Raw genomic sequence first — 17,554 nt, forward strand, 5'->3', positions numbered from 1 at the left:
CCTAGAATCGGCATTACAGGTGCGTTCCTCGCATATCCGACAGAAGGGAACTCCGATGCAGGCGAACGAGGGTGACCTGCTGCTGGTCCACGGCAGGATCGTGGGACAGCACGACAGGATCGCGGAGATCATCGAGGTGCTGGGGACGAATGGCGAGCCGCCGTACCGGGTGCGCTTCGAGGACGGCCACGAGACCGTGGTGTCGCCGGGGCCCGACTCCGTGGTGCGCCACCACACCGCCGAGCCCCGGCGCCGGTGACGCCGGCGGGGCGCGGGACTAGCGAGGCGGCCGGACCCGGTCCTGGTAGTGGTCCCTCACCACCCGGGTCATCGCCCCGATCGGGTCCGAGGCGACGTGCTTCGCCGAGAAGTAGACGTTGCCGCGCACCTCGGGGTGGCGCTCGCAGAGCGTCAGGTGCCGGGAGAGTTCGGCCGGATCGTGCCAGGCCGGCCCCTGGGCCGGGTCCGCCACCTTGTACAGCGCCTCGCCGATGTAGAGCTCCACGCCGGTGCCCCGCACCACGTCGGCCCACCAGGGCACCAGCTTGGCGTAGTCGGCGGCGGTGAAGCCGATGTTCCAGTAGACCTGCGGCACGATGTAGTCGATCCAGCGCTCGCGCACCCACTTGCGGGTGTTGGCGTACAGGTCGTCGTACGTCTCCACCCCCGCGCGGGTGTCGGAGCCCTCCGGGTCGGTGCCCTTGTTGCGCCACACGGCGAAGGGGCTGACCCCGAAGCGCACCCGCGGCTTGGTCTTCCTCAGCCGCTCGGCCGTCTCGCTCACCAGCAGGTCGATGTTGTGCCGCCGCCAGTCGGCCCGGTCCGCGAAGCCGCCGCCGTACCGCTCGTACGCCGCGTCGTCGTCGAAGGTCTCCCCCGCCACCGGGTACGGGTAGTAGTAGTCGTCCCAGTGCACGGCGTCGATGTCGTAGCGCTCCACCGCGTCGAACATCGCGTCCTGCACGAAGCGGCGGACCTCGGGCAGTCCGGGGTTGTAGTAGAGCTTCCCGCCGTAGGGCACGACCCAGTCCGGGTTTCGCCGCGCCGGATGGCTCGCCACCAGCCGCCCCGGATCGGCGTGGTTGGCCACGCGGTACGGGTTGAACCAGGCGTGCAGCTCCAGGTCGCGGCCGTGCGCCTCGCGCACGGCGAAGTCCAGCGGGTCCCAGCCGGGGTCCTTGCCCTGGGTGCCGGTGAGGTACTGCGACCAGGGCTCGTGGCGCGAGGGCCACAGCGCGTCCGCCGTGGGCCGCACCTGGAGGATCACGGTGTTGAGGCGGCGTTCGACCGCCATGTCCAGATGGGCCCGCAACTGGGCCTGCTGCTCGGCGGCGCTCAGCCCCGCCTTCGTCGGCCAGTCGATGTTGGAGACGGTGGCCACCCACATGCCGCGCAGCTCGGGGCGCTGTCCGTACCGGGCGCCCGTGCCCCGCCCGTCCCGCGCCACCGCGGTCCCGGCTCCGGCTCCGGTCAGCAGCGCGCCGGAGACCACCCCGGCCGCCACCGCGCTGAAGGTCCTTCGAGAGAGATGCCCCATACCGCCACTGCCTCCTGCCGACGACACCACCACCCGATCATGAGCGCTGCGCAACGGAGTGGCAACTCCGCGTACGGGACCGACGGGCACTCGCTCCACGCCGCCGTGTCCTCTTGACATCCCCCTGGCGCGAACACCGTTCGACGACCGGCGTCCCGCACCACACGCGCCCGAGAGCGCTCCCACTCGCCGGTTCGCCCCCGTACCGCCCGTGTGGCGGATCGCCCGGGGAGGACGTGTCCGTGCGCAGACGGCGAACGGCCGGGGTCGCGCCGGCCGGGACAAGCGGGGCCACACGGGTGTCCGCCTCCCCCGCCACCGACCCCGTCGCTCCCGACCGGGCGCACGTCGCCGTCGGCGCCCACACCCACGACCGGGACCCCGACAACGGGCCGACCGCGTCCGGTCGGGAGGGGACCGGCCGGGCTCGTGCACCCGGCCGGTCCCCCGCTCCCCGCGGAGGGGTAACGTCGGACGGCGAGGCGCCGTGGCCGGAACCGTACGGGGGCGGCGTCACGGACCCGTCGATCAGCGAAAGGCACGATGTGACCGACATCGAACGCGTCGGAGTAGTGGGCTGCGGCCAGATGGGCTCGGGTATCGCCGAGGTGTGCGCGCGGTCCGGGCTGGAGGTCAGGGTCGCCGAGACCACCGGCGAGGCCCTGGAGATAGGGCGTACCCGCCTGGTGAACTCCCTGGACAAGGCCGCCGCGCGCGGCAAGATCAGCGAGGCCGAGCGCGACGCCGCCCTGGAGCGGCTCTCCTTCACCACCGACCTCGGCGAGTTCGCCGACCGCGATCTGGTGATCGAGGCGGTCGTGGAGAACGAGCAGGTCAAGACCGAGATCTTCCAGATCCTCGACCAGGTGGTGACCCGCCCGGACGCCATCCTGGCCTCCAACACCTCCTCCATCCCGCTGGTGAAGCTGGCCGTGGCGACCTCCCGCCCGGACCGGGTGATCGGCATCCACTTCTTCAACCCGGCGCCGGTGCAGAAGCTCGTCGAGCTGATCCCCGCGCTGACCACCTCCGACGAGACCATCGCCCGGGCCGAGGCCACGGTCACCAAGCTGCTGGGCAAGCACGCCATCCGCGCCCAGGACCGCTCGGGCTTCGTGGTCAACGCGCTGCTGATCCCGTACCTGCTCTCCGCGATCCGGATGTTCGAGTCGGGCATGGCCAGCCGCGAGGACATCGACAACGGCATGGAGCTGGGCTGCGCCCACCCCATGGGCCCGCTCAAGCTCTCCGACCTCATCGGCCTGGACACCGTCGCCTCGGTGGCGCGTTCGATGTACGAGGAGTACAAGGAGCCGCTGTACGCCGCCCCGCCGCTGCTCCAGCGGATGGTGGACGCCGGACGGCTGGGCCGCAAGACCGGCGCGGGCTTCTACACCTACGACTGACCTCTCCCGTCCCGGCGGTCGGCGTCGGAACCCCTGACCGTCCGACGTCCACCGCCGGGGCCGCACGACGCGACGGCGGGGTGCCCCCTTCCCGAGGGGCACCCCGCCGTCGCGTGCCGTGCGGGTGGCGGGCGCTACGCGCCGCGCAGCACCGCGCCCGTGCGCTCGACCGCCGCGGCCACGGCGGCCTCGCGCGCGGCCGTGGCCTCCTCGGCGGTCAGCGTGCGGTCGGGGGCGCGGAAGCGCAGCGCGTACGCCAGGGACTTCTTCCCCTCGCCGATCTGCTCGCCGGTGAAGACGTCGAACAGCCGCAGCGACTCCAGCAGGTCGCCCGCGCCCGCGCGCAGCGCCGCCTCGACCTCGGCGGCCGGGACGGAGGCGTCCACCACGAGCGCGACGTCCTGGGTGGCCACCGGGAAGGCGGACACCCGCGGTGCCTGCGCGGGACCGGCGGAGGCGCGCTCCAGCAGGTCGAGGTCGATCTCCATCGCGCAGGTGCGGGCGGGCAGGTGCATCGCCTTGACCACGCGCGGGTGGAGTTCGCCGGCGTGCCCGACGAGCGTGCGCTCGCCGTCGATCTCGACGTGGAGCGCGGCGCAGCGGCCGGGGTGCCAGGGGGCGTGCCGGTCGGCCGTCACGGTGAGCTCCGCACCGGCCTCCCGGGCGACGGTGCGGGCCGCCTCGACGGCGTCGGCCCAGGTCGCCGGGCGTCCCTTGCCCCACCAGCCGGCCTGCTCGCGCGCCCCGGCCAGGACCACCGCGACCCGGCGCGGCTGGTCGGGCAGCGCGGCGCCCAGCGCGGCGAGCTCCTCGTCCGTCGGGCGGCGGTCGACCGGCAGCCGGACGGCGGCGGTCTCCTCCCCGGTGGGCCGGAAGACCAGTCCGGTCTCGAAGAGGGCCAGGTCGTGGGAGCCCCGGCCGTCGTTGCGCCGCAGCGCGGCGAGCAGCCCCGGCAGCAGCGTGGTGCGCAGCGCCGGCTCCTCGTCGGAGAGCGGGTTGGTCAGCCGTACGGTGCGGCGGCGGGGGTCGTCCGGCTCCAGCCCGAGCTGGTCGAGGACGGCGTCGCCGACGAACGGGTAGTTCGGCGTCTCGACGTAGCCCGCCCCGGCCAGGGCGCGCCCGACCCGGCGGTGCAGCCGCTGCCGCTCGGTCAGACCGCGACCGGAGGGCAGGCGCGGCAGGGTGGAGGGCAGGTTCTCGTAGCCCTCCAGCCGGATGACCTCCTCGGCCAGGTCGTTGGGGTCGGTGAGGTCGGGCCGCCAGGAGGGCACGGTGACGGTCAGCTCGTCGGTGCCGTAGACGTCGCAGCCCACGTCCTGGAGACGCCGTACGACGGTCTCCCGGCCGTAGACCACGCCCGCGACCTTGTCCGGGTGGTCGGCGCGCATCTTGACGGTGTGCGGGCCGCTCGGCGAGACGATCTCGGTGACGCCCGCCTCGGCGGTGCCGCCCGCCAGCAGCACCAGCAGGTCGACGGTGCGCTGGGCGGCGGCGGAGGTGGCCTGCGGGTCCACGCCGCGCTCGAAGCGCCGGGACGCCTCGGAGGACAGCTTGTGGCGGCGGGCGGTGCGGGCGATGGAGACCGGGTCGAAGTGGGCGGCCTCGACGACGATCTCGGTGGTGCCCGCGGCGCCCTGCGCGTCGGCGATCTCGGTGTCGGCGCCGCCCATCACCCCGGCCAGGCCGATCGGTCCGTCGTCGTCGGTGATGACCAGGTCCTCGGGGTGCAGCTCGCGCTTGGTGCCGTCGAGGGTGGTGAGCTTCTCGCCCGGCCGGGCGCGGCGCACGCCGATCGTCCCGTTGACGCGGGAGCGGTCGTAGGCGTGCAGCGGCTGGCCGAGTTCGAGCATCACGTAGTTGGTGATGTCCACGGCCAGCGAGATCGGGCGCATCCCGGCCTTCTGCAGCCGCCGCTGGAGCCAGATCGGGGAGCGCGCCTCGGGGCGGATCCCGGTGACGGTGCGGGCGGTGAAGCGGTCGCAGCCGAGCCGGTCCTCGATCTTCACCGGGTGGCCGTAGTCGTTGGGGACGGGGACGTCCAGCAGCGCCGGGTCGCGCAGCGGCAGACCGTAGGCGATGGCCGTCTCGCGGGCGATGCCGCGCATGGACAGGCAGTAGCCGCGGTCGGGCGTGACGGCGATGTCGAGCACCTCGTCGACGAGCTCCAGCAGCTCGATCGCGTCGGTGCCGACCTCGTGCTCCGGCGGGAGCACGACGATGCCCTCGTGGTCGTCGCCCATGCCCAGCTCCCTGGCCGAGCAGATCATGCCCTCCGACAGCTTGCCGTAGGTCTTGCGGGCGCCGATCCGGAAACCGCCGGGCAGGCTGCCGCCGGGCAGGATCACCACGACCTTGTCGCCGACGGCGAAGTTGGTGGCGCCGCAGACGATGTTCTGCGGCTCGCCGGTGCCGTTGGCGTCGCCGACGTCGACCTGGCAGTACCGGATCGGCTTCTTGAAGCCCGTCAGCTCCTCGATCGCCAGCACCCGGCCGACGACGATCGGGCCCTCGAGCCCGGCGCCGAGCTGTTCGACGGTCTCGACCTCCAGCCCGGCGGCGATCAGCTTCGCCGCGACGTCGCGGCCGGTCTCACCGGCCGGCAGGTCGACGTACTCCCGCAGCCACGAAAGCGGGGCCCGCATCAGATCTCCATCCCGAACGGCCGGGTGAACCGGACGTCACCTTCGACCATGTCTCGCATGTCCTCGACGTTGTGGCGGAACATCAGCATCCGCTCGATGCCGAACCCGAAGGCGAAGCCGCTGTAGCGCTCCGGGTCCACCCCGCACGCGGTCAGCACCCGCGGGTTGACCATGCCGCAGCCGCCCAGCTCGATCCAGCCCTCGGAGGAGCAGGTGCGGCAGGGGCGGTCGGGGTTGCCGACGGACTCGCCGCGGCAGGCGAAGCACACCATGTCCATCTCGGCGGACGGCTCGGTGAACGGGAAGTACGACGGGCGCAGCCGGGTGCCCAGGTCCTCGCCGAACAGCGACCGGACCATGTGGTCGAGGGTGCCCTTGAGGTCCGCCATGGTCAGGCCCTCGTCGACGGCGAGCAGCTCGACCTGGTGGAAGACCGGGGTGTGGGTCGCGTCCAGCTCGTCGGTGCGGTAGACCCGGCCGGGGCAGATCACGTACACCGGCGGCTCGCGGTCCAGCAGGGAGCGGATCTGCACCGGCGAGGTGTGGGTGCGCAGCACCACGCCGGACTCCGCCCCGTCCCCCGAGCCCCGCGGGCCCTGGACGAAGAAGGTGTCCTGCATGGTGCGGGCCGGGTGGTCCGGGGCGATGTTGAGGGCGTCGAAGTTGAACCACTCGGCCTCGACCTCGGGTCCCTCGGCGACCTCGTAGCCCATCGCGACGAAGACGTCCTCGATGCGCTCCGACAGGGTGGTCAGCGGGTGGCGGGCACCGGCGGGCACGCGGTCGTAAGGCAGCGTGACGTCCACCGCCTCCTCGACCAGCACGCGCTCGTCGCGCTCGGCCTCCAGCTCCTCCTGGCGCTTCCTGAGGGCCTGGCCCACCGCTCCGCGGGCCTGGCCGACGCGCTTGCCCGCCTCGGCCCTGGCGTGCGGCGGCAGGGCGCCGATCTCGCGGTTGGCCAGGGCCAGCGGGGAGCGGTCGCCGGCGTGGGCGGCCTTCACCTCGCGCAGTGCCTCCAGGTCTCCCGCGGCGGCGATCGCGGCGAGGGCCGCGTCCCGTGCCCGGTCGATCTCTTCCGGTTTCAGTGCCTCGACCTCGACAGGGTCGTACGACTTGTTCGGTGCCGACATCTCTTCCCGTGCTTTTCGGTTGGCCCGTGCTTTCGGTTGGCTGCTTTCGCGCTCCGCCTCGGCGCTCGGCACCTCGTGTGGGCGGAGCCGGGTCCCGGGCCGCTCGAAGGTACCGGATGTCGAGTCTACGGCGCGTAACGGTGTCGCTATGACTCGGAGGCGCCCGTGGGTCCCCAGGCCAGGCAGGCCGGAGCCCCCACGGGCAGGGTAAATCGGAACTCGGCGCCGCCCGCGGGCGAGCGGCCGACCGTGATCGTTCCGCCGTGGGCCTCGACGATGCCCTTGACGATGTACAGGCCCAGTCCGGTGCCGCCGCGCTTGCTGCCGCGCCAGAAGCGGGTGAAGACGCGGCTCATCGACTCCTCGGGGATGCCGGGGCCCTCGTCGCTCACCGTGACCGCCGTTCCTTCGTCGCCGCTCTTCGTCCGTGCCGGTGCCACTTCCATGGTGATGGTTCCCTCGCCGTGGCGCACGGCGTTTTCCAGGAGGTTGCCGAGGACCTGGTCGATCTTGTCGGGGTCCGCCCACAGCGCGGGCAGCGGCCGGGCGATGCGGAGGACGAAGCGGTCCGGGTCCTGGCCGGCGGCGACGTGGGCCCGCAGGTGGCGTTCGACGGCGGCGGCCATGTCCACGGGCCGGCGGTGGATCTCCAGCCGCCCGGAGTCGATCCGCGAGATGTCCAGCAGCTCGGTGATGAGCCGGGTGACGCGGTCGGCGTCGGCGTCCACGGTCTCCAGCATCAGCCGCTTCTGGTCGTCGGTGAACCGTTCCCACTTGGCGAGCAGGGTCGCGGTGAAGCCCTTGACGGAGGTGAGCGGGGAGCGGAGTTCGTGCGCGACGGTGGCGATCAGCTCGGCGTGGCTGCGTTCGGTGCGCCGCCGGGCCTCGGTGCCGCGCAGGGTGACCACGAGCCGGTGGACCGGGCCGGTGCGGTACGGGCGGACGTACCGGGCGGAGACCAGGACCTCCCGACCGCCGGGCAGTAAGAGGTTCCGCTCGGGCTGGCCGGTGCGTATGGCCAGCCCGCCGTAGGGGTCGGTGAGCCGCCACCAGCGGCGCCCCTCGAGGTCCTCCAGGGGCAGCACCCGCTCGACGGGGCGGCCCAGCGCCTCGGCCGGAGGCAGTGCGGTGATGCGGGCGGCGGCGGCGTTGAAGCAGACGACCAGGCCCCGGGCGTCGGCGACGACCAGCCCGTCGGGGAGGTCGTCGGGGTGCAGTCCCAGGCCGTCCGGGTGCGGATCCGCTTCCCGCGGCCCTCCGGAGAGACCCCGGGACACGTCGCCGTCCCGGCCGCCGGAAGCCCTCACGTCCATTCCCGCTCACCCCCTTCGGGCTCCGGGCACGCCACCCTACTAGCTCGGCGTGACGGAGCGGCACCCTCCGACGGCACGCTGCGCACGGGCCGAGGCGTAGAGGCACACGGCCGCGGCGGTCGCGAGATTGAGGCTCTCCGCGCGCCCGTGGATGGGGACGCGCACCACCTCGTCGGCGAGCGCGCGGGTCTCCTCCGGGAGCCCCCACGCCTCGTTGCCGAAGACCCAGGCGGTGGGGCCGCCCATGCGGCCCTCGTCCAGCTCGGTGTCCAGGTCGCGCTCGCCCGCGCCGTCGGCCGCCAGCACTCGTACCCCGGCCTCGCGCAGCCCGGTCACGGCCCGCTCCACGGGGACGCCGACGGCGACGGGCAGGTGGAAGATGCTGCCGACGGAGGCGCGCACGGCCTTGGGGTTGTACAGGTCCACCGAGGCGTCGGTGAGCACCACGGCGTCGGCGCCCGCCGCGTCCGCGCAGCGCAGCACGGTTCCGGCGTTCCCGGGGTCGCGGACGTGGGCGAGGACGGCCACCAGGCGGGGGCGGGCGGCCAGGACGCGGTCGAAGGGCAGGTCGAGGAAGCGGCAGACGCCGATCAGGCCCTGGGGGGTGACGGTCTGGGAGAGCTCCGCGATCACCTCGTCGGTGGCGGTGCGGATCCGGGCGCCCGCGTCCCGGGCGGCCGCGACGATGTCGGCGTGCCGCTCGGCGGCCTCCAGGGTGGTGAACAGCTCGGTCAGCGTGGGCTCGTCGCCGTTGCGGTGGCCGATCGCCTCGCGTACGGCCTGGGGGCCCTCGGCGAGGAAGCGGCGCTCCCGGCCTCGGGTGTTGCGGCGGGCCAGCCGCCGGACGGCGGCGACGCGGGAGGAGCGCGGGGAGGTCAGTTCCGGGGCGGCGGCCATGGCGCGGCGTTCTCGCTTCTGGGGGCGGGCTTCTCGGCGGACGGGCTTCTCGGCGGACGGTGAGGCGGGCGGGGTGGTGCGGGCCGGCAAACGCCGGACCCGCGGGCGCCGGCGCCCGCGGGTCCGAAGACGTCCCGTGCCGTCGTCAGGCGGCCTTCGGGGCGTTGACGTCGCTCGGCAGCGCCTTCTGGGCCACCTCGACCAGCGCGGCGAACGCGTTCGGGTCGTTGACCGCGAGGTCGGCCAGGATCTTGCGGTCCACCTCGATCTCGGCGGCCTTCAGCCCCTGGATGAAGCGGTTGTAGGTGATGCCGTTGGCGCGGGCCGCGGCGTTGATGCGCTGGATCCACAGCTGCCGGAAGTCGCCCTTGCGGCGCTTGCGGTCGTTGTAGTTGTAGACGAGGGAGTGGGTGACCTGCTCCTTCGCCTTGCGGTACAGGCGGGAACGCTGACCGCGGTAGCCGCTGGCCTGCTCGAGGATCGCCCGGCGCTTCTTGTGGGCGTTGAGCGCCCGCTTGACGCGTGCCACGTGTTTACTCCTTGTCGCGGGGCCGGCGTGGTGGTCCGGTCGCCGTTGTCACGGCGCCGCCGGCCCGGGGTTCGATGGGGTCCCGGTCTTCGAAGCCTCCGCCCGCCGGATCGGGGATCGGCGGACGGCGGGGCTCACTTGCCCAGAAGCTTCTTGACCTTCTTGGCGTCGGCCGGAGCCATCTCGGTCGTGCCGGCGAGGCGGCGCGTCAGCGTGGACGGCTTGTGCTCGAGGTAGTGGCGGCGACCGGCGCGCTGGCGCATCACCTTGCCGGAGCCGGTGATCTTGAAGCGCTTGCGTGCACCACTGTGCGTCTTGTTCTTCGGCATGTCGCCGTTCTCTCCTCGTCGGTGCCTCCCCGGAGCCGTTCGGCCCGGGGGTGCCCCAGCAGCGCCGACGGTAAATCGGCGTGCGGAAGCGTCAGCTGTTTCGGTTGCTTCCGGGATCCGGGGATCCCTCTGTGACCGGCGGCCGGCGCGGCGGCCGCCGGATCATGCCTCGGCGCGCTCCTGCGAGGGGGCGTCGTCCCCCTGCCGGCGGCCGGCCTTGCGGGCGGCCTGCGCCTCACGGGCTTCGGCCATCGCCTCGGTCTTCTTCTTGTGCGGACCGAGGACCATGATCATGTTTCGGCCGTCCTGCTTGGGGCTGGACTCCACGAAGCCCAGGTCCTGGACGTCCTCCGCGAGCCGCTGGAGCAGCCGGTAGCCCAGCTCGGGACGGGACTGCTCACGGCCGCGGAACATGATCGTGATCTTGACCTTGTCCCCCTGCTTGAGGAACCGGACGACGTGACCCTTCTTGGTGTCGTAGTCGTGCGGATCGATCTTCGGCCGGAGCTTCATCTCCTTGATGACCGTGTGCGCCTGGTTCTTGCGCGCCTCACGGGCCTTCATGGCCGACTCGTACTTGAACTTCCCGTAGTCCATGAGCTTGCACACCGGCGGGCGGGCGTTCGCCGCGACCTCGACCAGGTCCAGGTCGTACTCCTGGGCAAGCTCCAGGGCCTTGGCAAGCGGCACGATGCCGACCTGCTCGCCACTGGGACCGACGAGTCGCACCTCGGGGACGCGAATCCGGTCGTTGATGCGGGGCTCGGCGCTGATGGGGCCTCCTCGGTTGCACCACGCGGTTGTCTGGCGGACAGCCGCGCACGGTTTGTGTTTCGGTGTGACCCACCGGACCAAGACGCGGAAAACGCCCCGGACGGGACGCAGGCGGGGCTCCACACAGACCGGGAGCACCGCCGCGGTACACCGCGGGGCGCAGCCTGACCGTTGACCCGCCGACCCGGAGGTCGGTCAGGTGGGAGCGCTGGAGCCTCCACTTGCGGGTCGGATCGTGGGCCCGCCTCCGTCCGCCGCGCCCGCGGCGACCGTGGCGGGACACATGGTCCGACCGGTCGATATCCCAGCATACCAGGGTCTGCCGAGAGTCCCTCCTCGGGCGGCGTGAGGGGTCGTGAGGGGTGCCGTGCGTCCGCCCGCCCGGCGGGACCTAGGCTGGACCGAACCGTCCAGCAGGAAGCGAAGCGAAGAACGATGAGCGACACCAGCGGCGTCCCGTCCTCCCCCGAGACCCCCGAGACCCCCGGGGCCTCCGAGGCCGGGCGGTCCCCCGACTTCGAGACGATGACCCGCGACATCGCGGACGTGCCCGCGGTCGAGGTGATCACCACGGTCGCGGTGCACCTGATGAGCTCGGCCGCGGTCAACCTCGGCCTGGCCGAGGGCGGCGAGGACCACAAGGACCTCGACGAGGCCCGCAAGCTGATCAACGCGCTGGCCGGACTCGTCACCGCCGCCGCCCCCGACATCGGCACCTACCACGCGGCACCGCTGCGCGACGGTCTGAAGTCGCTCCAGCTCGCCTTCCGGGAGGCCTCGGTGGTGCCGGACGAGCCGGGCCGGGGGCCGGGCGAGAAGTTCACCGGTCCGGTCCTGCGCTGACCCCGGCCCGAAGGCCCCGGGCCGTCCCCGCGTCCGACCCGGACGGCCGGCGCCGTCCGGGTCAGGCCCGGTCGTACAGCGGCCGGCCCGGCAGGGCGCCGTCCGACGGCAGCAGGGCCAGGTCCAGGCCGCGCACCAGGCGGGCGCGGAGCGTCTCGTCCTCCGCCAGGGCCGCCGCCAACCGCCCGGCGACCTCGCGGACCGGCGCGTCCGGGTCCAGGCGCAGGGCCAGTACGCCGTCGGTGTCGCGTCCCGGCCCCAGCCGGGCGGCGTTCACGGCCGGCTCGGCGGCCAGGGCGCGGCGCAGCGCCTCGACGACGGCCGGGTCGCCCAGGGGGTCGGCGACCTCGGTGCGGCCCTCGGCGAGGGCGCGCAGCGCGGGGCCGGTCAGCTGGTAGGTCACCGGCCCGGCGAGGTCCAGCACGAGGGTGTCGGCCCCCTCCTGGGCGACGGCCCGGAGCGCCTGGTGCAGGGGGACGGCGACCGGGCGGGCGTCGGGGCGCCAGCGGGCGAGGCTGTCGGTGGAGGTGAAGGCGGGCAGGGCCCGGCGACCGCCGGGGGCGTTGAGCGTGGGCACCGCCATGTCGCTGGTCTTCTCCCGGCGCAGGCCTCCCCCTGCCTTCGACGGGGGGACCCCCACGTCGGTCTCCACCTCGCCCAGCACGGCGACCACCGGGACCAGCAGCCGGGCCGTGGCCAGCGCGGCCAGTACGCGCGGCTCGGCCGAGCGGTCCTCGGCCCAGGCGGCGAGCGCCGCGGCGAGGTCGGGGTCGGCGGAGCCGTCGTCGTCGGGGAAACCCGGGTCCGGGATGTTCTTGAGCGCCACGCGACGAGGGTAGCCCCGTCAGGCCAGGGGCCCGCGCCCGGCCCGTCCGGACGTCCGGGCTCCCCGGTACAGCACCACGGCGCAGACCACCAGCAGCGTGCCCGCGGCCGCGGCGGCGGGGGCGAGCCGGCCGCCGGGGCCGCTCTCGGGGGCCGGCCCCGAGCCGAAGTACTCCCGGGGGTACGCCTCGGCCACCGGACGCTGCCGGCGCGGTTCGACGTTCGCGCCCAGTTCGATGGCGGCGGCCGGGTTCACGATGCCGGTGCCCAGCTCGTCGCTGCGCCCGCCGGGCGGGGTGTCCCGGGCGGTCCCGGCGATCAGCTCCTTGATCTGGGCGGGGCTGAGGTCGGGGTGGGCGGCCCGGACCAGGGCGACGCAGCCGGAGACGAAGGCGGCGGCGGCGCTGGTGCCCCAGCCCTCGTAGTACTCGCCGTCGGGGTAGGTGATGACCACGTCGTCGCCGGGGGCGCTGACGGTGGCGTACCAGCGGCGGGTGGAGAAGGGCGCGCGGGCGCCGGTGCGGTCCACGGCGGTCACGGCGATCACGCCGGGGTAGGCCGCCGGGTAGGAGATCCGGTCGCCGTCCTCGCCGCCGTTGCCCGCGGAGGCGACCACCACGGCCCCCTTGTTCAGGGCGTAGCGCACGGCGGCGTCCTCGGCGGGGTCGGGGTGGGCGGAGGCGCTGTCGTCGCCGAGGGAGAGGTTGATGACGTCGGCGCCGTGGTCGGCGGCCCAGCGGATGCCCTCGGCCAGCGCGCCGCCCCGCTCCTCGCGGGCTCTTTTCCGCCGCGGGTCGCCGTCCTCCAGCAGCACCCGCACGGGCAGGATCCGCGCCTCGGGGGCGACGCCGAGGACGCCCTGGCCGTCGCCGGGGCCGTGGCCGCGGCCGGCGATGATCCCGGCCATCGCGGTGCCGTGCCGGGCCCAGTGGGGGTCCCCCTCGCGGGCGCCGAAGCCGACGAGGTCCTTGCCCTCCAGCACCCGGCCCCTGAGGTCGGGGTGCCCGGCGTCGACGCCGGTGTCGAGCACCGCGACGGTGATGCCCTCGCCCTTGGTGGTCTTCCACGCCTCGCGGGCGCCCACCGCGTCCAGGCCCCACTGCCGGTCGCGTATGTCGTCGGCGCGTGCCGCGGGGGCGGTGGCCAGCGAGAACGAGCCGAGGACGGCGAGCACGGCCAGGACGGCGAGCAGGGCCGGCAGCGGGGCGAGGGGCGCGGCGCGGCGCGCGAGGGGGGGTGCGGGGGTGGTCACGGGGGTGTCCGTCGTCCTCATCGGTCCTGTTCGGTTCCCTCGGCGGCGATGCGGCGCAGACCGCGTTCGATCCGGTCGGCGACGCCGCGGGCGTCGTGGCCGAGGCCCGCCTGCGCCGGTGCGGTGGTCTGGCCCTCGATGACGGCCTCCTCCGCCGGCTGCGGGTCGCCGACGGTGCGGCCGTCGGCGAAGCCGGAGACGGTGTAGACCACGACCGGGACATCGGTGAGCGGGCGGATCGTCCAGCTCGCGCGCTGGGCGTCGCCGAAGCGGGCGGCGGCGGTGCCGCGCGCGGCGTGGGGGCGGGGCATCAGGTCGGTGCGCCGCTGGAGGTCCTCGCGGTCGAACCGGTCGCGCAGGGTCCGCATGCCCTTGGCGTCCGCCTTGGTGAACATCATGCCGACCGTGGTGACGCTGCTGCTGGTCTCGTCGACGTAGGTGGCGCGCAGCAGGCGGGCGCAGCCCACCGGCGAGAGGGCCTTGGCCAGCGGCGGGTCGAAGGCGCCCGCGCAGTCGTCGTCGGGGGCGACCGCGATCCGGGTCCAGCGCCGGTCGGCGCCGCCCGGTCCGGCTCCGTCGCCTTCGAGGGTGCGGGGGAACAGCGTGTCGACGGGTATCTCGTGCCACAGCGAGCGCGCCTCGGCGTAGCCGGTCGCGGTGCGTTCGCCGGAGTCCCCGGTGAGCCAGGCCCCGGCCGCGGCTCCGCCGAGCAGTCCGAAGCCGAGGACGAAGCAGACGGCCGCGGCGACCGTGCGGCCCGGCCGGCGCGCGGGGCGGTGCGGGGCCGGGTCGGCGGGCGGGGCGGGGGGCGGCACGGGGTCCCGGAAGGCCGGGGACGGCGGCCCGGTCGGTATGGGGGGAGCGCCGGACGCGGTGCGCGGCGCCCTCGGCGCGGTGACGGGCCGCGGTGGTACGACGGGCGGGAGCGGAGCCCGAACCGGGTCGGCCTCAGTGCTCACCGGCACCCCCTCGTGGTCGTCGGAAGCCGCCCCGTCGACTCCCGTGCGGGGCAGGCCATCGGTATCCGGACGTCACGCCCCTGACCGGAGGTCAGCGGCGGTGTGCGCGTCACTCTACGGGGAGCGGGCACGGTCGCGGCAACCCGCGCTCCGACCGGGAGCGCGGGCGCGGTTCCCCCTCCCCCGTGCCGGTACGGGGCTGTTCCCGGCGCGGCGGGCTCTGGCAAGCTGCCGGGGTGTTCGACGCGACCGCCGATCCCGCAGCCGACCGGGTCCGCTACGACCGGGCCACCGCCCACCTCGACGCGCCGCTCGCCGTCGTCGATCTGGCGGCGTTCGACGCCAACGCCGCCGACCTGGTGCGCCGCGCGGGCGGCAAGCCGGTCCGGGTGGCGAGCAAGTCCGTGCGCTGCCGCGCCCTGTTGGACCGCGTGCTGGCGCGGGACGGCTTCGCCGGCGTCATGAGCTTCACGCTCGCCGAGTCGCTGTGGCTGGCGCGCTCCGGGGTCGCCGACGTCCTGCTCGCCTACCCGTCGGTGGACCGGGCCGGCTACGCCGAGCTGGCCTCGGACCCCGAACTGGCCGCGGCCGTGACCGTGATGGTCGACGACCCGGCGCAGTTGGCGCTGATCGACGCGGCCCGCGGCGGCGGGCGGGAGGAGATCCGGGTCTGTCTGGAGCTGGACACCTCCCTGTGGCTGCTCGGCGGCCGGGTGCGGATCGGCGCCCGCCGCTCGCCGCTGCACTCCCCCGAGCGTCTGGCCGAGCTGGCCCGCTCGGTGGTGCGTCGCCCGGGTTTCCGGCTGGTGGGGCTGATGGCGTACGAGGGGCACGTCGCGGGCGTGGGGGACGCCCCGCCGGGGCGTCCGCTGCGGTCGCGCGCGGTGCGGCTGATGCAGGCCGTCGCGCGGCGGGAGCTGGCGGAGCGGCGGGCGGCGGCGGTGCGGGCGGTGCGCGCGATCGAGCCGGAGCTGGAGTTCGTCAACGGCGGCGGCACCGGGAGCGTGCAGCACACCGCGGCGGAGGAGGCGGTCACCGAGGTCGCCGCGGGCTCGGGGCTGCTGATGCCGCGGCTGTTCGACCACTACACCTCGTTCGACGGCCGTCCCGCGGCGCTGTTCGCCCAGCCGGTGGTGCGGCGGCCCGGCGTGGGCGTGGTGACGGTGCTCGGCGGCGGCTACCCGGCCTCCGGGCCGGCCGGCCGGGACCGGCTGCCGGTGCCGTACCTGCCGACCGGGCTGCGCTACGACCCGGCGGAGGGGCCGGGCGAGGTGCAGACGCCGCTGCTGGGTCCGGCCGCGGACGACCTGCTGATCGGGGACAAGGTGTGGTTCCGGCACGCCAAGGCCGGTGAGCTGTGCGAGCGTTTCGACGCGCTGCACCTGGTGGAGGGGGACCGGGTGGTGGCGACGGTGCCGACGTACCGCGGCGAGGGCCGCACCTTCCTGTGAGCCGTCGCGCGGACCGCCCCGGTGCGGCGGGGAGGCCGTGAGGGACCGGGCGGTCGCGGGGACGGCGGGGGCGGGGAGGCGGAGGGGGCGGCCCTCGGCGCGCGGGGTCACCGCGGACTCGTCTCGGGTCTCACCGGGTGACGGCCTTCTCCACCTCCTCGAGCGTCTCGGGTTCCACCAGTCCGGTGTCCTCCAGGACCTCCATGTGGTCCAGGACCGTCTGGTTGGCCTGGCGGGCGTGGCGGCGGATCAGGTCGTTCCGGGTGGCGGCGCGCACCTCGCCGATGGTGGCGAAGATCTTGCCGTGCGAGGCGCGCAGCACGTTGGCGAAGAGGCGGTCGAACTCGGCGCCGCGGGCGTTCTCCAGGTCCCTCACCCACTGCTGCTGTTCCTCGGTGGCCTGGTTGGGGATGGTGACGCCGAGGATCCTCGCGTCCTCGCGGACGAGTTGGTCGAGTTTGGCGTGACCGTCGATCAGGTGCTGTCCCGCGCGTTTGACGGCCTCGCTGGAGGCGTGGGTCTGCGCCAGTCTGCCGGCGGGGATCTCCCACAGTCCGGCCTGCCGGACCTTGACGAGGAACTCCCTGTCCACGTCGGTGACCGGCCCCACGTCCCCCTGTCCGGCGCCGTCCCCGTCCGCGCCGAACGCGGCCTGATGGTGCCCCTCGTCGGCCTGGCTGCTGCCGGTCTGCAGGGAGATCAGCGCGACGGCCGCCGCGAGCGCGAGCAGGGCGGCGACGGCACCGGCGACCAGACGTGGCGGCATCCCGCGTTCGACGGCACGGCGGCTGGGGCGGATCGGGCGCATGGCTCCTCCTCGGTGCGCTGCTCGTTCACCGGCGGTACGGAAGGAGCGGCCGGGGCGTTCACCGCCGCCGGAAAACACGCACGCGGGTGAGCGGAAACGGGCGCCGGGAGGGGTGTCCGGGCCTCGCCTCAGATCTCCATGCCGGGGCCCCGGGCGGCGCGGACGCCCGCCACGATCCGGTCCATGTCCTCGACGCCCGGGGCCTCGGCGTGGACGTCGAAGCCCAGGCGCAGCACCAGCATCGGGCCGCCGTCCTCGGGGGCGGGGAAGACGACCGACTCCACGTACGCGTCGGGGTCGAGTCCGTTGGCGATCCGCCAGCGGACGCGGTACCCCTGCCGGCCGGCGACGGTGACCTCGCCGGAGGCGACGACCTCGTGGCTCTCGACCCCGCCGTAGGCCTCGGCGTCGTAGGACTCCTCGGCGTTGCGGGCGACGTCCTCCTCGGCCATCTCCCGCGGGGTGGCCCCCGTCGGACCGTCGGCGGGGCGCAGGGAGACCCCGCCGCGGACGCAGGTGAGGGAGGGGTCGCCCGGGCAGGGGTAGGAGCCGGTCGACAGCCAGATCCCCCGGTCGGTCTCCGTCTCCCTCCAGCCGGGCAGGAGGGGCACGCTGACGCCGTTGGCCCGGTCGACGGCCCTGTCGGGGGTGCCGTCCTCGGGTCCCTCCCCGTCCCGTCCCCCGTCTTCCGCGCCGTCCGGGGACTCGTCGCCGGGGGTGCCGCTCGCGCCGGGGGAGGCGTGGGACCGCGCCCGGTCGTCGGGGGCGTCGGTGCCGCCGAGCAGGAGCAGCCCCCCGGCTATCAGCGCGGTGACCACGACCGCGGCGGCTATGACGGCGGCCACCAGGGGGCCGCGCG

At 74.5% G+C, this 17,554-nt stretch carries 17 protein-coding genes; 4 read left to right on the plus strand and 13 right to left on the minus strand.

Annotated elements, in window-relative coordinates:
* The first annotated feature begins 55 nt into the window (after positions 1-55).
* Positions 56-259: a DUF1918 domain-containing protein gene (locus ABD335_RS10620; RefSeq protein ID WP_344321928.1), complete on the plus strand. Its 204-nt coding sequence runs from the start codon at positions 56-58 to the stop codon at positions 257-259.
* A gap of 18 nt (positions 260-277) precedes the next feature.
* Here ABD335_RS10620 and ABD335_RS10625 read toward each other — a convergent pair whose 3' ends face one another.
* Positions 278-1,537, minus strand: a complete 1,260-nt coding sequence (locus ABD335_RS10625) for a glycoside hydrolase family 10-like protein (protein ID WP_344321930.1) — start codon at positions 1,535-1,537, stop codon at positions 278-280.
* Between the two features lie 545 nt (positions 1,538-2,082).
* Here ABD335_RS10625 and ABD335_RS10630 point away from each other — a divergent pair.
* Positions 2,083-2,943 (plus strand): 3-hydroxybutyryl-CoA dehydrogenase, encoded by an 861-nt coding sequence (locus ABD335_RS10630; protein ID WP_344321931.1) that lies wholly within the window; start codon positions 2,083-2,085, stop codon positions 2,941-2,943.
* 134 nt (positions 2,944-3,077) lie between these two features.
* Here the strand turns inward: ABD335_RS10630 and pheT are convergent, their stop codons facing one another.
* The 7 genes from pheT to infC form a co-directional block, all read right to left on the minus strand.
* Positions 3,078-5,585 carry a phenylalanine--tRNA ligase subunit beta gene (gene pheT / locus ABD335_RS10635; RefSeq protein WP_344321932.1) on the minus strand — a complete coding sequence of 836 codons (2,508 nt, stop codon included), beginning with the start codon at positions 5,583-5,585 and terminating at the stop codon, positions 3,078-3,080.
* A complete protein-coding gene (pheS, locus tag ABD335_RS10640; protein ID WP_344321933.1) occupies positions 5,585-6,715 on the minus strand; it encodes a phenylalanine--tRNA ligase subunit alpha in 1,131 nt (376 codons plus the stop codon). Before pheS ends, pheT begins: the two co-directional genes overlap by 1 nt.
* Positions 6,716-6,861: 146 nt before the next feature.
* Positions 6,862-8,028: a sensor histidine kinase gene (locus ABD335_RS10645; RefSeq protein WP_344321934.1), complete on the minus strand. Its 1,167-nt coding sequence runs from the start codon at positions 8,026-8,028 to the stop codon at positions 6,862-6,864.
* A gap of 39 nt (positions 8,029-8,067) precedes the next feature.
* On the minus strand, positions 8,068-8,925 hold the full coding sequence (locus ABD335_RS10650) for a TrmH family RNA methyltransferase (RefSeq protein WP_344321936.1): 858 nt from the start codon (positions 8,923-8,925) through the stop codon (positions 8,068-8,070).
* Positions 8,926-9,070: 145 nt separating this feature from the next.
* A complete protein-coding gene (gene rplT / locus ABD335_RS10655) occupies positions 9,071-9,454 on the minus strand; it encodes a 50S ribosomal protein L20 (protein WP_031507618.1) in 384 nt (127 codons plus the stop codon).
* 134 nt (positions 9,455-9,588) lie between these two features.
* Positions 9,589-9,783, minus strand: a complete 195-nt coding sequence (rpmI, locus tag ABD335_RS10660; RefSeq protein WP_344321937.1) for a 50S ribosomal protein L35 — start codon at positions 9,781-9,783, stop codon at positions 9,589-9,591.
* A gap of 162 nt (positions 9,784-9,945) precedes the next feature.
* Positions 9,946-10,638: a translation initiation factor IF-3 gene (infC, locus tag ABD335_RS10665; protein WP_344321938.1), complete on the minus strand. Its 693-nt coding sequence runs from the start codon at positions 10,636-10,638 to the stop codon at positions 9,946-9,948.
* A gap of 354 nt (positions 10,639-10,992) precedes the next feature.
* Here infC and ABD335_RS10670 point away from each other — a divergent pair, with 354 nt between their 5' ends.
* Positions 10,993-11,400: a DUF1844 domain-containing protein gene (locus ABD335_RS10670; protein ID WP_344321939.1), complete on the plus strand. Its 408-nt coding sequence runs from the start codon at positions 10,993-10,995 to the stop codon at positions 11,398-11,400.
* Positions 11,401-11,461: 61 nt separating this feature from the next.
* Here the strand turns inward: ABD335_RS10670 and ABD335_RS10675 are convergent, their stop codons facing one another.
* The 3 genes from ABD335_RS10675 to ABD335_RS10685 are packed head-to-tail and all read right to left on the minus strand — an operon-like array spanning position 11,462 to position 14,292.
* Positions 11,462-12,226 carry an SseB family protein gene (locus ABD335_RS10675; protein ID WP_344321941.1) on the minus strand — a complete coding sequence of 255 codons (765 nt, stop codon included), beginning with the start codon at positions 12,224-12,226 and terminating at the stop codon, positions 11,462-11,464.
* Positions 12,227-12,244: 18 nt separating this feature from the next.
* Positions 12,245-13,477 carry a type VII secretion-associated serine protease mycosin gene (gene mycP / locus ABD335_RS10680; protein ID WP_425583595.1) on the minus strand — a complete coding sequence of 411 codons (1,233 nt, stop codon included), beginning with the start codon at positions 13,475-13,477 and terminating at the stop codon, positions 12,245-12,247.
* Between the two features lie 17 nt (positions 13,478-13,494).
* The gene (locus tag ABD335_RS10685; RefSeq protein ID WP_425583596.1) at positions 13,495-14,292 is read right to left on the minus strand and encodes a hypothetical protein; all 798 of its coding nucleotides are present in this window, start codon (positions 14,290-14,292) and stop codon (positions 13,495-13,497) included.
* 380 nt (positions 14,293-14,672) lie between these two features.
* On the opposite strand from ABD335_RS10685, the gene ABD335_RS10690 reads away from it, so the two are divergent.
* Entirely contained in the window at positions 14,673-15,887 is a 1,215-nt protein-coding gene (locus ABD335_RS10690) for an amino acid deaminase/aldolase (RefSeq protein ID WP_344321942.1), read from the plus strand.
* A 130-nt stretch (positions 15,888-16,017) separates the two neighbouring features.
* On the opposite strand, the gene ABD335_RS10695 is transcribed toward ABD335_RS10690, so the two are convergent.
* The gene (locus tag ABD335_RS10695) at positions 16,018-16,695 is read right to left on the minus strand and encodes a DUF4142 domain-containing protein (protein ID WP_344321943.1); all 678 of its coding nucleotides are present in this window, start codon (positions 16,693-16,695) and stop codon (positions 16,018-16,020) included.
* A 128-nt stretch (positions 16,696-16,823) separates the two neighbouring features.
* Positions 16,824-17,554 (minus strand): hypothetical protein (locus ABD335_RS10700; protein WP_344321944.1); only part of this gene is annotated, 731 nt, incomplete at its 5' end.

The organism is Streptomyces macrosporus, from assembly GCF_039533145.1.
Lineage (GTDB): Bacteria > Actinomycetota > Actinomycetes > Streptomycetales > Streptomycetaceae > Streptomyces > Streptomyces macrosporus.